Origin of the sequence: Aeromicrobium sp. UBA7512, from assembly GCF_002476985.1 — a bacterium.
In the GTDB taxonomy this organism is placed as follows: Bacteria; Actinomycetota; Actinomycetes; order Propionibacteriales; family Nocardioidaceae; genus Aeromicrobium; species Aeromicrobium phoceense.
Genome location: NZ_DLNK01000003.1, coordinates 324,514 through 339,302, shown reverse-complemented (window position 1 = coordinate 339,302; position 14,789 = coordinate 324,514). Strand labels below are relative to the sequence as shown.

Annotated in this window: 13 protein-coding genes; 4 read left to right on the top strand and 9 right to left on the bottom strand. The window is 71.6% G+C overall.

Translation table 11 applies throughout. From position 1 onward, the window contains the following. Nucleotides 1-27: 27 nt before the first annotated feature. From metK to B2363_RS03545, 6 genes are all read right to left on the bottom strand, one after another. Nucleotides 28-1,215, bottom strand: coding sequence for a methionine adenosyltransferase (gene metK, locus B2363_RS03570; RefSeq protein ID WP_286928499.1), 1,188 nt, complete (start codon nt 1,213-1,215; stop codon nt 28-30). 77 nt (nt 1,216-1,292) lie between these two features. Next, nucleotides 1,293-2,495, bottom strand: coding sequence for a bifunctional phosphopantothenoylcysteine decarboxylase/phosphopantothenate--cysteine ligase CoaBC (gene coaBC / locus B2363_RS03565; protein ID WP_286928497.1), 1,203 nt, complete (start codon nt 2,493-2,495; stop codon nt 1,293-1,295). 13 nt (nt 2,496-2,508) lie between these two features. Next, nucleotides 2,509-2,805 (bottom strand): DNA-directed RNA polymerase subunit omega, encoded by a 297-nt coding sequence (gene rpoZ, locus B2363_RS03560; protein WP_181755946.1) that lies wholly within the window; start codon nt 2,803-2,805, stop codon nt 2,509-2,511. A 24-nt stretch (nt 2,806-2,829) separates the two neighbouring features. Beyond that, nucleotides 2,830-3,429, bottom strand: coding sequence for a guanylate kinase (gene gmk, locus B2363_RS03555; protein ID WP_286928496.1), 600 nt, complete (start codon nt 3,427-3,429; stop codon nt 2,830-2,832). After that, nucleotides 3,422-3,742 carry an integration host factor, actinobacterial type gene (gene mihF / locus B2363_RS03550; RefSeq protein ID WP_286928495.1) on the bottom strand — a complete coding sequence of 107 codons (321 nt, stop codon included), beginning with the start codon at nt 3,740-3,742 and terminating at the stop codon, nt 3,422-3,424. Before mihF ends, gmk begins: the two co-directional genes overlap by 8 nt. 10 nt (nt 3,743-3,752) lie before the next feature. Beyond that, nucleotides 3,753-4,184, bottom strand: a complete 432-nt coding sequence (locus B2363_RS03545) for a hypothetical protein (protein ID WP_181755949.1) — start codon at nt 4,182-4,184, stop codon at nt 3,753-3,755. 104 nt (nt 4,185-4,288) lie between these two features. Between B2363_RS03545 and B2363_RS03540 the strand changes: the two genes are divergently transcribed. From B2363_RS03540 to B2363_RS03525, 4 genes are read left to right on the top strand one after another with little or no spacing between them, the layout of a single operon-like run. Then, nucleotides 4,289-4,888, top strand: coding sequence for an RNA polymerase sigma factor (locus tag B2363_RS03540; protein ID WP_286928494.1), 600 nt, complete (start codon nt 4,289-4,291; stop codon nt 4,886-4,888). After that, on the top strand, nt 4,885-5,322 hold the full coding sequence (locus tag B2363_RS03535) for a hypothetical protein (protein ID WP_286928493.1): 438 nt from the start codon (nt 4,885-4,887) through the stop codon (nt 5,320-5,322). Before B2363_RS03540 ends, B2363_RS03535 begins: the two co-directional genes overlap by 4 nt. 10 nt (nt 5,323-5,332) lie before the next feature. Then, nucleotides 5,333-7,051, top strand: a complete 1,719-nt coding sequence (locus B2363_RS03530; protein ID WP_286928492.1) for a S8/S53 family peptidase — start codon at nt 5,333-5,335, stop codon at nt 7,049-7,051. A 48-nt stretch (nt 7,052-7,099) separates the two neighbouring features. After that, complete coding sequence (locus B2363_RS03525) at nt 7,100-9,496, top strand: CHAT domain-containing protein (protein ID WP_286928490.1); 2,397 nt, start codon at nt 7,100-7,102, stop codon at nt 9,494-9,496. A gap of 74 nt (nt 9,497-9,570) precedes the next feature. Here the strand turns inward: B2363_RS03525 and pyrF are convergent, their stop codons facing one another. From pyrF to carA, 3 genes are read right to left on the bottom strand one after another with little or no spacing between them, the layout of a single operon-like run. Beyond that, nucleotides 9,571-10,392 (bottom strand): orotidine-5'-phosphate decarboxylase, encoded by an 822-nt coding sequence (gene pyrF / locus B2363_RS03520; protein ID WP_286928489.1) that lies wholly within the window; start codon nt 10,390-10,392, stop codon nt 9,571-9,573. Beyond that, complete coding sequence (carB, locus tag B2363_RS03515) at nt 10,389-13,703, bottom strand: carbamoyl-phosphate synthase large subunit (RefSeq protein ID WP_286928488.1); 3,315 nt, start codon at nt 13,701-13,703, stop codon at nt 10,389-10,391. The genes pyrF and carB overlap by 4 nt, the downstream gene beginning before the upstream one ends. Further along, nucleotides 13,687-14,787: a glutamine-hydrolyzing carbamoyl-phosphate synthase small subunit gene (gene carA / locus B2363_RS03510; RefSeq protein ID WP_286929016.1), complete on the bottom strand. Its 1,101-nt coding sequence runs from the start codon at nt 14,785-14,787 to the stop codon at nt 13,687-13,689. The genes carB and carA overlap by 17 nt, the downstream gene beginning before the upstream one ends. Nucleotides 14,788-14,789: the final 2 nt, after the last annotated feature.

The following is a 14,789-nucleotide window of genomic DNA, read 5'->3' as shown; positions in this document are numbered from 1 at the left end:
GGCCCGACAGGGCCCCGGGGCACGGGATCAGAGACCCGCGGCCGCGCGCAGGGCGTCGGCGCGGTCGGTGCTCTCCCACGGCAGGCCCGGGCGGCCGAAGTGGCCGTAGGCGGCCGTCTCGGCGTAGATCGGGCGCAGCAGGTCGAGGTCGCGCACGATCGCGGCCGGGCGCAGGTCGAAGACCTCGAGCACGGCCTCGCGGATCGTGTCGACCGCGACGACCTCGGTGCCGAACGTGTCGACGTAGAAGCCGACCGGGTGGGCCACGCCGATCGCGTACGCGACCTGGACCTCGGCCTTGGTGGCCAGGCCGGAGGCGACGATGTTCTTGGCGACCCACCGCATCGCGTACGCGGCGGAGCGGTCGACCTTGCTCGGATCCTTGCCGCTGAACGCGCCGCCACCGTGACGGGCGTAGCCGCCGTAGGTGTCGACGATGATCTTGCGGCCCGTCAGGCCGGCGTCGCCCATGGGGCCGCCGATGACGAACTTGCCCGTCGGGTTGATGTGCGACTTGTAGTTCGACGAGTCGATGTCGTACTGGCTCAGGACCTCGTCGATGACGTGCTTCTTGAGGTCGGAGGGCAGCTGGTGCTCGAGATCGACGCCCTCCTCGTGCTGGGTGGAGATGACGATCGCCTCGACGCGCACGGGCTTGTCGTTGTCGTCGTACTCGATGGTGACCTGGGTCTTGCCGTCGGGACGGAGGTACGGCAGCGTGCCGTCCTTGCGGACCTTGGTCAGCTGCTCGGAGAGGCGGTGCGCGATGGTGATCGGCAGCGGCATCAGCTCGGGGGTCTCGTCGCAGGCGAAGCCGAACATCAGGCCCTGGTCGCCGGCGCCCTGGAGGTCGAGCGGGTCGGTGGCGCCGCCGAGGCGGGCCTCCTCGGCCGTGTCGACGCCCTGCGCGATGTCGGGCGACTGCGCGTCGAGGGTGACCTGCACGGCGCAGGACTCACCGTCGAAGCCCTTGGTGGACGAGTCGTAGCCGATCGCGAGCACGCGGTCGCGCGCGATCCGCGCGATGTCGGCGTACGCCTCGGTGGTGACCTCGCCGCCGACCAGGACCAGGCCCGTGGTCACGAACGTCTCGGCCGCGACACGGCTCTTCGGGTCCTGCGCGAGGAGTGCGTCGAGGATGCTGTCGCTGATCTGGTCGGCGATCTTGTCCGGGTGACCCTCGGTCACGGACTCCGAGGTGAATAGACGGCTCACGGTTACCTCTCTGGCTGGTGGCTACGACGTCTGAGACGTCGTGATGACTGTAGTGGGCGGGTGATGAGGGGGCGGGTTCATTCCACCCGTTGGACGACCGCGTCCCAGATCGCGTGGGCGATCTCGGACTTGGCCGCGCGGGCCACGGGATGCTCGGATCCCTCGGCCGTGAGGATGGTGACCTCGTTGTCGGGCTGGCCGAACGTGCGCTCGGACCCGACGTCGTTGACGACGAGCAGGTCGCAGCCCTTGCGGGCCATCTTGGCGCGAGCGTGGTCGAGCACCGAGCCGTTCGCGTCGCCGGTCTCGGCGGCGAATCCGACGATGACCGGACGGCGACCCGAGCGGGTGCGGACGAGCTCGACGAGGATGTCGGGGTTCTCGATCAGCTCGATCGACGGCGCGACGCCGTCGGGCTGCTTCTTGATCTTCGCGTCGGCGAAGGACGCCGGCCGGAAGTCGGCCGGTGCGGCCGCCATCACGACGGCGTCGGCGGACTCGGCGGCCTTGAGCATCGCCTCGCGCAGCTCGGACGTGGTGACGACCCGGACCACCTCGGCGCCGGCGGGCACGTCGATCGCCACGTTGGCGGCCACCAGCGTGACCGTGGCACCGCGGGCGAGGGCCGCCTCGGCGAGGGCGATCCCCTGGCGACCCGACGAGCGGTTGCCCAGGAATCGCACCGGATCGAGGAACTCGCGCGTGCCACCTGCCGAGACCACGACGTGCTGGCCGGCGAGGTCGCGCGGGCGGCCCTGCAGCACCTGCAGGCACACCGCGTGGATGGCCTCGGGATCGGGCAGCCGGCCGGGGCCGGTGTCGGCGCCGGTGAGGCGCCCGGAGTCGGGCTCGATGACCAGCACGCCGCGCTCACGCAGTGTGGCGACGTTGGCGACCGTGGCGGGGTGCTCCCACATCTCGGTGTGCATGGCCGGAGCCATCACGACCGGGCACCGGGCGGTGAGCAGCGTGTTGGTCAGCAGGTCGTCGGCCAGCCCGTGCGCCGCGCGGGCCAGGGTGTTGGCCGTCGCCGGGGCGACGACGACGAGGTCGGCGGTCTGGCCCAGCTTCACGTGCGGGACCTGGGGGACGTTCTCGAACACGCCGGTCTGGACCGGGTTCCCCGAGAGGGCCTCCCACGTGGGGGCGCCGACGAACTCCAGCGCGGACTCGGTGGGCACGACGCGGACGTCGTGCCCAGCCTCGGTGAACAGGCGCAGCAGCAGCGCCGCCTTGTAGGCGGCGACGCCGCCGGTGACGCCGAGGACGATGCGACTCATCGCGACGTCAGGCTCAGGCCTCGTCGGTGGTCGCGGGCGCGTCGGCGTCGGGGGTGATGTCCTCGACGGTCAGCAGGCCGGCGTTGATCTCGCGCAGCGCGATCGACAGGGGCTTCTCCTGGACCTCGGTCTCGAGCAGCGGGCCGACGTACTCGAGCAGGCCCTCGCCGAGCTGGGAGTAGTACGCGTTGATCTGGCGAGCGCGCTTGGCGCTGTAGAGGACGAGCTTGTACTTGGAGTCCGCCTTCTCGAGCAGGTCGTCGATCGGCGGGTTGGTGATGCCTTCGGCGGCAGAACGTGTCGTGGACACTCAGAATCTCCAGAAGTTCGAGGATTACCCGGCAGGGTCGGCTGGCGGGCGTGATCTGAACAAGTCTACCAACTCCCGCCCCGCTTCCTCGACTTCGGTGTTGACGATGGTGGCGTCGAACTCCGACACTGCCGCCAGTTCCTCGCGGGCGGTGGCCAGGCGACGCTCGCGCTCGGCCTCGGTCTCGGTGCCGCGGCCGACGAGGCGGTTGACCAGCTCGTCCCAGCTGGGCGGCGCCAGGAACACCAGGAACGCCTCGGGGAACCGCTCGCGCACCTGGCGGGCGCCCTGCAGGTCGATCTCCAGCAGGACCGACTCGCCCTGCGCCAGCTTCTCCTCCACGGCGGCGCGCGGCGTGCCGTAGCGGTTGACGCCGTGGACCGTGGCGTACTCGAGCAGGCCGTCGGTGGCGATGAGGTGGTCGAACTCCTCGGGGGTCACGAAGTGGTAGTGCCGGCCGTCGACCTCGCCCGGCCGGGCGGGCCGGGTGGTGGCCGAGACGGACATCCAGATCTCGGGGTGGTGCTCGCGCACCCACGCCGCCACCGTGCCCTTGCCGACCGCGGTGGGCCCGGCCAGCACGATCAGGCGACCGCGCCGTTCAGCACTGCGTGGTTCAGCCACGGCGGGCGATCTCGGCGACGAGGCCCTTGGCCTGGTTCGTGCCGAGGCCGCGCAGGCGGCGGCTCTCGGCGATGCTCAGGTCGGCCATGATCTGCTGGGCCGTCAGCTTCCCGATGCCGGGGATGCTCTGGAGCAGGTCGAGCACCTTGATCTTGGCGACGGCCTCGTTGCGCTTGGCCTCGGCCAGCACGTCGGCGACGCTCGCGCCGGAGTGGCGCAGACGGTTCTTCACCTCGGCACGCACCTGGCGGGCGGCGGCCGCCTTGGCCAGCGCCTCGCGGCGTTGTTCGTCGGTCAGCTCGGGCAGGGCCACGGTCAACTCCTCACTTCTTCGACAGGTCGATGCCGCACTCGTCGTTCACGTGCTCGACCACGTCCTCGCGCTGGGCCTTCGTGTCGTTGAAGGCCTCGTGGGCGGCGGTGATCCGGTCGATGTCCTGCTGGGACAGGGCGTTCACCTTCTCCTCGCTCTTCATGTCCTCGAGCGCGAAGTCGGCCTTGCGGTGGGCGATCACGACCTTCTTGGTCGCCTTGGCGATGTCGGTCCACTGCTTCGCGATGTCCTCGGGCGCCTCGTGGGCGACCTTCGTCGTGACGTCGGCGTAGGTGGCGAACGCGGCGTCGTTCTGCTGGCCGAAGGTGGCCAGCGAATCGCGGCCCGCGTCGACCGCGTCGCAGTACGGCCCCCCGCCGGAGCAGCCCGTCAGGGTCGCGAGACCGAGGACCACGGACAGCAGCAGGGAGGGTCGTCGCACCCCGACAGGTTACTAGCGAGCACCGTCCCGCCGGCGGTCCGTCGACCGCGTGTATCAGCGCGCCCTCTTCCTGCCTCGTCCCGGATGTGCGCACAATGAACTTCGTGACCAGCGAAAAGTCACACGAACCAGCAGAATCCGACGACGGCCCGTGGATCCGCTCCGGCGAGGCCTTCGCACGCTGGCGTGACGGGGACCGCGGAGCGATCGACGAACTCGTGCGCGAGATGACCCCCGTGCTGTGGCACGTGGTGCGCGCCTACCGGCTCGACGAGGACGTGTGCGAGGACGTCATCCAGTTCACCTGGCTGACGCTCGTGCGCAAGGCCGACAGCGTGGACAACCCGCGTGCGGTCTCGTCGTGGCTCATCATCACGGCCCGCCGCCAGGCGTGGCGGGTCGCCTCGCGGAACCGGCGCGAGGACGCGGTCGACGACGAGCTGCTGGCGCCTGCGCTGCCCAGCTCGCCCGCCGCCGAGTCCGAGGCCGTCTCGGCCGACGAGAACCACCGGCTGTGGTCGGCGGTCGCGCAGCTCAACGAGCGCTGCCAGCGCCTGTTGCGCGTGATCGCCTTCGATGACCGGCCCGACTACCAGCACATCTCCGAGGACCTGGGCATGCCCGTGGGGAGCATCGGCCCGACACGCCGACGCTGCCTCGAGAAGCTCAAGGCCGTCATCTCCGGCGAGGGGGCCACGTCATGACCGAACGCGATCCGATCTTCACCAACCTGCGAGCGATGTACGAGGTGCTCGATCCGCCGCCGGCCCACCTGGCCGACGCGATGATCGCCGCCATCGCCGCCGAGAGCCTCGACGCCGACTACGAGCTGCTGAGCCTGCTGGGCCGCAGCACCGAGCTGGTCGGCACCCGCGGCTCGGGCGTCATCACCATCGAGTTCTCCCACGACGAGACCTCCATCCTGCTGCGCGTGGCCGAGGTCGACGAGACCACCCGCCGCGTGGACGGCTGGGTCACGGGCACCGGCGCCGACCTCGCGCGGCTGACCGCCGGCGACCAGACCTGGACCGCCGACGTGACCGACGGCCGGTTCGAGTTCGAGTCCCTTCCGGCCGGCCTGATCCGCATCTACTTCTCGGGCGACACCGAGCTGGCGACCCCCACCTTCGAGATCTGAGGAGCACCGGATGCGTCCGACTGGCCAGGAGCCGCCGCGCTGGGAAGAGCAGGACCCGTGGGAGCGGGAGCAGGACCTCGAGAGCGTCGCCGCGCGCGAGGGCGCGACCCTCGACCCGTCCAAGGCCACCGTGGGCCCCGGCGGGCGCGAGACCCACCCCACGGCGTACCTCTCGACGAAGCTGCTCATCTCCACCCTCGTCGACGTCGATGCGGCGATCCAGCTGCTGAAGGACGCGGCCGAGGTGTTCAACTGGCAGGTCGTGGAGGACGAGACGTACCCGAGGATCGTGGTCGAGGAGACCGACGAGGAGCGCCGCGAGCGCGCCGAGCGCTACCCGTGGCTCACCACCACCGGCGGTGTCGGCATGGCGCGCGTCGTCATCTCCGCCACGGCTCGCTCGCACGCCCGTCCGCCGGACGCCTGGTCGCTGCTCCAGGCGGCCCGCGCCCTGGCGCTGGGTCGTGAGCCCGAGAAGGGCACCGACCTGCTGCACGGCATCGGTCTCGACCACGTCCTGCAGAGCAGCCCGTTCACGCGGGGCGCGCCGTTCACGCGCGGGGCTCCCTTCACGCGGGGCGCTCCCTTCACCCGCGGAGCTCCCTTCACCCGCGGAGCCCCGTTCACCCGCGGCGCACCCTTCACCCGCGGAGCCCCATTCACCCGAGGCGCGAGCATGGCGGTCGACTCGTACGGCGAGGTCGGCTCCGGCGGACGTCAGCCGGTGGCCTGGGTCGGCCCGGCCCCCACTCGCTCCCCCGACGACCCCGACGGCCAGCGCCGCCCGCGGGTCGGGGTGCTGGACTCCGGCTGCGGCAAGCACGCCTGGTTCACCAACGGCGCGGTCAAGGACGGCACGAAGCTGATCTCCGGAGTCACCATCGGTCGCGACGACGCGCCCACCGACCCCGAGACGCTCGGCAACGTCAGCGGCCCTCTCGACGGCTCGATCGACGACGCCTCGGGCCACGGGACGTTCATCGTGGGCCTGCTGCACCAGGGCTGCCCCGACGCCGACATCCACTGGTGGCGGGTGATGGACTCCGACGGCACGCTCGCCGAGTCCGACTTCGTCACCGCCCTGATCCGCATCACGCAACTCGTCCGCGCCGGGGACGGCGCGAAGAACGGGTTGAGCCTCGACGTGCTGAACCTGTCCTTCGGCTACTACCACGAGACGCCGTACGACCTGGAGTTCGACCCGACGCTGTACGAGCTGCTCGCCCTGATCGGCCGGACCGGCACCACCGTGGTCTGCGCGGCGGGCAACGACGCGACGTCGCGACCCCTCTTCCCCGCCGCCTTCGGGCCGTGGGAGAACCCGGCCGACGAGCTCGTGCGCCGCGACCCCCGCGCCACGCCGATCGTCGCCGTCGGCGCGCTGAACCCGAACGGACGGACCGACGCGATGTTCACGAACACCGGGCCGTGGGTCCACGTGTACCGGCCGGGCGCCTCGCTCGTCAGCACCATCCCGCCCTTCGAGGGTGGTCTCCAGCCGATTGCGCGCGCCACCTTCCGTGGCCGCACCCGTGAGACCGTCGACCCTGACGACTTCGCGAGCGGCTTCGCGGTGTGGAGCGGGTCGTCGTTCGCCGCGCCCGTGTTCGCCGCCCAGCTGGCGTCCGCACTGGCGAAGGACCTCCCGGTGGAGGGAACCGCCGACGATCCGGCGCAGGCCGTGGAGCGGGCGATCGCCGCGATCGGTCGCCTCACCGACCCGGAGTGAGGTCCCGTGCTCTCGGCCGTTGAGCTGCACCGGCGGGGCCGAGCCTCGATGGACGCCGGTCGGTACCGCACGGCGCGGCGGCAGCTGTTGACGGCACTGGAGCGCAACGCCGATCCCGAACGCGAGGTGCGGATCCTGGTCAACCTCTCGCACGTCGAGTCCACCCTCGGCGATGCGGAGGAGGCCCTGCGGCGGTGCGACGAGGCCGCGAGGCTGGCGCGAGCGCCGGCGGTGCGTGCGCTCGTGCACAGCCAGCGGGCGGGTCTGCACCTGAACGCGGGCGACGCCGACCGGGCGTCGGCCCTGTACGACCTCGCCGTTCCCGCGCTGACGGGCACGGCCCGGGCGAACGCACTGATGAACCGCGGCGTGCTCCACCTGCAGCAGTGGCGCCTCGAGCGGGCGCGCCACGACTTCGACGAGGCGGCCGCGCTCTTCGATGCGGCCGGCGACGAGACCGGGTGGGCCCAGGCGCGCCACAACGACGGCTACGCGGCACTGCAGAGCGGCGACCTCGTCGGGGCCCTCGCGGCGATGGACGCGGCGCGCGTGCACCTGGCCGACCTCTCCCCCGTCGCCGCCGCCGTGTGTGACCAGGACACCGCCGAGGCGTTGTTGGCGGCCGGTGAGACCCACGAGGCGGTCGACCTCATCCTCGCGGCCGCCCGCGTCTTCGCCCAGGCACGGTTGCGCCAGCACCAGGGCGAGTGCGAGGCCACCGCCGCGCGGGTCCTGCTGTTCACCGATCCGCGCCGGTCGCGCCGGCTGGCGCGGCAGGCGGCGCGGCGCCTGCGCGGCACGGGCAGCGAGTGGTGGGCGCTGCGCGCCGACACGGTCGCGCTGGCGGCCGAGACCTCGATCGCGCCGCCCACCGTGGCGTGGCTCGACCGTGCCGAGGAGACCTCCGGTGCCCTGCGGCAGCACGGCCTCGACCACTTCGCCCAGCTGCTGGACCTGCTCGCGGCCCGCTTCGCGGCCGTCCTGGGTGATCCCGAGCGGGCGACCCTGCTGCTGAAGCGCGGCCGTACCACCGAGCGCGACGGCCTCACCGAGCGACTGCTCGAGCGGTCGGCGATGGCCGCCCGCTCGCTGGTGCGCGGTCGACGACGCGAAGGGCTCGCCCACCTGCGCCGCGGACTCGACCTCTTGCACGACTGGCAGTCGTCCTTCGGCAGCCTCGACCTCGCCGTCGGCGTGGCCGGCAGCGGTCGCGCACTGGCGCTCACCGGCATCCGCGAGGCCCTCGCCTCGGGCGACCCGTCGCTGGTCCTGGAGTGGTCCGAGCGCGCGCGAGAGCTGACCAGCCGCGTCGTACCCGTGCGGCCGCCCGTGGACGCCGACGCCGCCGACGACCTCACCCAGATCCGCCAGCTCACCGTGGAGGAGCCGGACGAGGGGTCCCCCGAGGCCCGGGAGCTCGCGCGCCTGCGCGACAGGGTGCGGCACCGCGCCTGGCTCGAGCGCGGGTCCGGCGAGGTCGGCGACGTGGTCGAGCCCGCCGAGTTGACCGACTCCCTCGGTGACCGCGACGCGCTCGTGAGCTACCTGTGGGACCGGCGCCGGGTGCACGCCCTGGTGATCACCGACGGCGACCCGGTCCTGCTGGACCTCGGCCCGCACGGTCCTCTCGTCGAGCGGCTCGGCGGGCTCCAGGCCGACCTCGACATGGCGGCGGCCACGCTGATGCCCGCGATGCAGCGAGCGGTGCGTGGATCGCGCGACCGGAGGCTGGTGGAGCTCTCACGACTCCTGGTCGATCCTGTGCTCCCCCACCTGGGTGACCGACGCGTGGTGATCACTCCGGCGGGGCTGCTGTCAGGCCTGCCGTGGTCAATGCTGCCGGGCTTCACCGGGCGCCCGGTCACCGTGCCGGTCACGGCCACGCGGTGGCTGGCCACACGCGACCTCCGCGCACCACGCAGCGCGGGCTTCGTCGCCGGACCCGGCGTCGCACGTGCCGTGGAGGAGGTCAAGCAGTCGGCGGCCCACTGGACGGGCTCCAGCGCGCTCACCGATGCGAGCGCCACCGTGGCGGCCACGCTCGACCTCGCCGACGGTGTCGATCTGCTGCACGTCTCGGCCCACGGGCGCCACGCCGCCGAGAACCCGTTGTTCTCCGGCGTGCTGCTCGAGGACGGGCCGCTGTTCGGCTACGACCTCGACCGGATCGCCACGGTGCCGCAGATCGTCATCCTGTCCGCGTGCGAGGTCGGCCGCTCCACGCAGCGCTGGGCCGAGGAGTCGCTGGGCATGGTCACCGCGTGGCTGCACGCCGGTGCGCGCTGCGTGATCGCCTCCCCCGCCGCCGTGGCGGACGACGAGGCGTGCGAGGTCCTGCAGGACGTGCACCAGCTCATGGCCGCGGGCACTCCCCCGGCCGTCGCGCTCGCCGAAGCGACCGGCGACCGCCCCACCTCGTTCGTCTGCTTCGGCGCCGGCTGGTGAGCTGACGGAGCGCTGGCAGTGACGTTCGCGGGGGCGACACGCCGTGTGAGACCCCCGAAACGTCACTCCCAGGGCTACAGCAGGGACAGCGCGTCGTTGGTCGCGGCGGCGGCTGCGCGCAGTGCGTTGACGTCGGGGCCCTTGGCCAGGACGTCGCGCGAGGTGGACGGGACGATCTGGTCAGTCACGGTGTCGAAGAGGCGGCGCAGGTCGTCGACCGTGCCGCCCTGGGCGCCGAAGCCCGGCACCAGGATCGGCCCGTTGAAGCCGAGGCGCTGCGTGTCGAGGTGGGCCACGGTGGCACCGATGACGGCACCGAAGGAGCCCATCGGGGAGGCACCCTCGTTGGCCTGCCCGAGCTCGACGAGGATCTCGTCGCCCACCGACATGCCTGACGACGTCGTGGCGGCCTGGAAGCGGATCGCCTCGGGGTTCGAGGTGAACGCCAGCACGAACACGCCCGCGTCGTTCTTCTCCGCCGCCGCGAAGAACGGCGTCAGCGAGCCGAAGCCCAGGTAGGGACTCACGGTGATCGCGTCGGCCGCCATCGGGGCGTCGTCGTCGAGGTAGGCGTCGGCGTACGCGGTCGCGGTGGAGCCGATGTCGCCGCGCTTCACGTCGAGGATCGTCAGCGAGCCGGTGTGCCGCAGGTCCTGCAGCGTGCGCTCCAGGATCGCCAGGCCGGCCGCGCCGAAGCGCTCGAAGAACGCGGACTGCGGCTTCACGAACGCCACCTTGCCCGCGAAGGCCTCCACGCACGTGGCCGCGAACCGGTCGAGTCCCTCGACCGAGTCCTCGAGGCCCCACTGCTCGAGGAGCTGGGCGTGCGGGTCGATGCCGACGCACAGCGGACCGTACGCCTGCATCGCCACGTGGGCGCGGCTGCCGAAGCTCATCGCGTGACCGTCTCCGCCCACGACTGCAGCGACCGCACGCCGATGCTGCCGGCGATCTCGGCCTCGATGCCCTGCACGGCGGCGGCGAGCGCCTGCACCGTGGTGAGGCACGGGATCCCCTCGGCCACGGCGGCCGTGCGGATCTCGTAGCCGTCGACGCGGGCGTTCGCGCCGCTGCCCAGGCCGTGCGGCGTGTTGACGATCAGCTGCACCTCGCGGTCGTTGATCTTCTCCACGACCGTACTGCCCTGCGAGTCGTCCTCGTGCAGCTTGCGCAGGACCGTGGCCTTCACGCCGTTGCGCTCGAGGACCTCGGCCGTGCCGCTCGTGGCGAGGATCTCGAAGCCGAGGTCGGCCAGGCGCTTGATCGGGAAGATCATGTGGCGCTTGTCGCGGTTGGCGACCGAGACGAAGACCGTGCCCGAGGTGGGCAGGCCGTTGTACGCGCCCGAGGCCGACTGGCTCTTGGCGAACGCCGAGCCGAACGACGCGTCGATGCCCATGACCTCGCCGGTCGAGCGCATCTCGGGGCCGAGGAGCGTGTCGACATATCGACCGTCGTAGGTGCGGAACCGGTTGAACGGCATGACCGCCTCCTTGACCGCGATCGGCGCGGTGGCCGGCAGGCGGCCCCCATCGCCCTCGGCGGGCAGGACGCCGGCGGCGCGCAGGTCGGCGATCGACTCGCCGAGCATGAGCCTTGCCGCGGCCTTCGCCAGCTGCGTGTTCGTCGCCTTGGAGACGAACGGCACCGTGCGCGAGGCGCGGGGGTTGGCCTCCAGCACGTAGACCGTGTCGGAGCTGAGCGCGAACTGGATGTTGATCAGTCCGTGCACGCCCACACCGCGGGCGATCGCCTCGGTGGAGGCGCGGATCCGGTCGATCTCGGTGCTGCCGAGCGTGATCGGCGGCAGGGCGCAGGCCGAGTCGCCGGAGTGCACGCCGGCCTCCTCGATGTGCTCCATGACGCCGCCGAGGAACAGCTCCTCGCCGTCGAAGAGCGCGTCGACGTCGATCTCGACCGCGTCGTCGAGGAAGCGGTCCACGAGCACGGGGCGATCGGGCGAGATCTCGGTGGCGTTCTCGATGTAGGTCGAGAGCGACTCCTCGTCGTAGACGATCTCCATGCCGCGACCACCGAGCACGTAGGACGGGCGGACGAGGACCGGGTAGCCGATCTCGTCGGCGATCCGCTTGGCGCCCTCGAACGTGGTGGCGGTGCCGTGCTTCGGCGCGGGCAGCCCGGCGTCGGCCAGGACCCGTCCGAACGCGCCGCGCTCCTCGGCGAGGTCGATCGCCTCGGGCTGGGTGCCCACGATCGGCACGCCTGCGGCCTTGAGGCCGGCGGCGAGGCCGAGCGGCGTCTGTCCGCCGAGCTGCACGACGACGCCGGCAACGGGGCCGGCCTGCTGCTCGGCGTGTACGACCTCGAGCACGTCCTCCAGCGTGAGCGGCTCGAAGTACAGCCGGTCGCTGGTGTCGTAGTCGGTGGAGACGGTCTCGGGGTTGCAGTTGACCATGATGGTCTCGTAGCCGGCCTCGGACAGCGCGAGCGACGCGTGCACGCACGAGTAGTCGAACTCGATGCCCTGGCCGATGCGGTTCGGGCCCGATCCGAGGATGATGACGGCCTCGCGCTCGCGCGGCTCGACCTCGGTCTCCTCGTCGTAGGACGAGTAGTGGTATGGCGTCTTGGCGGCGAACTCGGCGGCGCAGGTGTCGACCGTCTTGTAGACGGGGCGGACGCCCAGCGCGTGCCGGACACCGCGGACGACCTCCTCGGAGAGCCCGCGGATGCGGCCGATTTGGGCGTCGGAGAAGCCGTGGCGCTTGGCGTGCTGGAGCAGCTCGGGCGTGAGGCGCTCGGCGGCGGTCACCTCGGCGGCGACCTCGTTGAGCAGCGCCAGCTGGTCGACGAACCACGGGTCGATCGCGGTGGCCTCGAAGACCTCGTCGGGCGTGGCGCCGGCGCGCAGCGCGTCCATGACCTCGCGCAGGCGGCCGTCGTGCGGCACGGCGGCGGACTTCAGCAGCGCCTCCTTGTCGAGGTCGACCCACTCGCGCTCCCACGAGAACACCGCGTCGGGGCGCTCGAGCGAGCGGAGGGCCTTCTGCAGGGCCTCGGTGAAGTTGCGGCCGATGGCCATGGCCTCGCCGACGGACTTCATGTGCGTGGTCAGCGTCGCGTCGGCGGCCGGGAACTTCTCGAAGGCGAACCGCGGCACCTTGACGACGACGTAGTCCAGCGTCGGCTCGAAGCTGGCCGGCGTCTCCTGCGTGATGTCGTTCGGGATCTCGTCGAGCGTGTAGCCGATGGCGACCTTGGCGGCGATCTTGGCGATCGGGAAGCCGGTGGCCTTCGACGCGAGCGCCGACGAGCGCGAGACGCGCGGGTTCATCTCGATGACCACGATGCGGCCGTCGACCGGGTTGACCGCGAACTGGATGTTGCAGCCGCCGGTGTCGACGCCGACCTCGCGGATGACACCGATCGAGATGTCGCGCAGGCGCTGGTACTCGACGTCGGTGAGCGTCATCGCCGGCGCGACGGTGATCGAGTCGCCGGTGTGGACGCCCATGGGGTCGAGGTTCTCGATGGAGCAGACGATCACCACGTTGTCGGCGGTGTCGCGCATGACCTCGAGCTCGTACTCCTTCCAGCCGAGGATGGACTCCTCCAGGAGCACCTCGGTGGTGGGGCTGAGCGCCAGGCCGCTGCCGGCGATGCGCAGCAGGTCGTCGTGGTCGTACGCCAGGCCGGAGCCCGAGCCGCCCATCGTGAACGAGGGCCGCACGACGACCGGGTAGCCACCCAGCTCGTCGACGCCGGCCTCGCACTCGGCCATGGTGTGGCAGATGACCGAGCGGGCCACCTCGGCACCCCACTCGGCGGGCAGGTCCTCGACGATCGCCTTGAAGGTCTCGCGGTTCTCGCCCTTCTCGATCGCGTCGATGGACGCGCCGATCAGCTCGACGCCGTACTTCTCCAGGATCCCGGCCGCGTCCAGCTGCATGGCGCAGTTCAGCGCGGTCTGGCCGCCGAGAGTGGCCAGCAGGGCGTCGGGACGCTCGGCGGCGATGACCTTCTCGACGTACTCGGGCGTGATGGGCTCGACGTAGGTGGCGTCGGCGAACTCCGGGTCGGTCATGATCGTGGCCGGGTTGGAGTTCACGAGGATGACGCGGATGCCCTCCTCGCGCAGGACGCGGCAGGCCTGCGTGCCGGAGTAGTCGAACTCGCAGGCCTGGCCGATGACGATCGGGCCGGACCCGATGACGAGGATTGACTCGATGTCAGTGCGCTTCGGCACGGGCTGCCTCCATGAGGTCGGTGAAGCGGTCGAAGAGGTAGCCGGCGTCGTGCGGACCCGCGGCGGCTTCCGGGTGGTACTGGACGCTGAACCCGGGGCGGTCCAGCAGTGCGATGCCCTCGACGACGTCGTCGTTCAGGCACACGTGGGTGACCCGCGCGGGGCCGTAGGGCGTCTCGAAGTCGGCATCGAGCGGCGCGTCCACGGCGAACCCGTGGTTGTGCGCCGTGATCTCGACCTTGCCGGTGGTGCGGTCCTGCACGGGCTGGTTCACGCCGCGGTGGCCGTACTTGAGCTTGTAGGTGCCCCGGCCGAGCGCGCGGCCGAAGATCTGGTTGCCCAGGCAGATGCCGAAGTACGGGGTGCCGCGCTCCAGCACGCCCTGCACGAGCTCGACCTGGTGGTCGGCCGTGGCCGGGTCGCCGGGCCCGTTCGACATGAAGACGCCGTCGGGGTTGAGCTCGAGCACCTCGTCGAGCGTGGAGGTAGCGGGCAGCACGTGCACCTCGATGCCGCGCTGGGCCATCAGCTTCGGGGTCATCCCCTTGATGCCGAGGTCGAGCGCGACGACGGTGTACTTCCGGTCGCCCTCGGCCGGCACGACGTGCGCCTCGTCGACGGTGACGTCGGCCAGGTAGTTCGAGCCGGTCATGCTCGGCGCGGCCGTGACCTGCTCCAGCAGGGCGTCGGGGTCGAGGAACTCGGTGCTGATGCCGGCGCGCATGGAGCCGCGCTCGCGCAGGTGACGGGTGAGCGCGCGGGTGTCGATGCCGCTGATGCCCACGACGCCCTGCTCGGCGAGCAGGTCGTCGAGGGAGCGGTCGGAGCGCCAGTTGGAGCGCTGGCGGGCAGGGTCGCGCACGACGTAGCCGTCGACCCACACGCGGCCGGACTCGAAGTCCTCGGCGTTGGCGCCGGTGTTGCCGATGTGCGGGGCCGTCATGACGACGATCTGGCCGCGGTAGGACGGGTCGGTGAGCGTCTCCTGGTAGCCGGTCATGCCGGTGTTGAAGACGATCTCGGCGACCGTGGTGCCGGTGGCGCCGTAGGAGCGTCCGCGGAAGGTGCGTCCGTCCTCGAGCATGA

Coding starts and splice junctions, on each gene's coding strand:
- B2363_RS03530 (WP_286928492.1), top strand. CDS start 5,333: ATGCGTCCGACTGGCCAGGAGCCGCCGCGCTGGGAAGAGCAGGACCCG.
- B2363_RS03535 (WP_286928493.1), top strand. CDS start 4,885: ATGACCGAACGCGATCCGATCTTCACCAACCTGCGAGCGATGTACGAG.
- pyrF (WP_286928489.1), bottom strand. CDS start 10,392: ATGAGCTTCGGCAGCCGCGCCCACGTGGCGATGCAGGCGTACGGTCCG.
- coaBC (WP_286928497.1), bottom strand. CDS start 2,495: ATGAGTCGCATCGTCCTCGGCGTCACCGGCGGCGTCGCCGCCTACAAG.
- B2363_RS03525 (WP_286928490.1), top strand. CDS start 7,100: ATGGACGCCGGTCGGTACCGCACGGCGCGGCGGCAGCTGTTGACGGCA.
- carA (WP_286929016.1), bottom strand. CDS start 14,787: ATGCTCGAGGACGGACGCACCTTCCGCGGACGCTCCTACGGCGCCACC.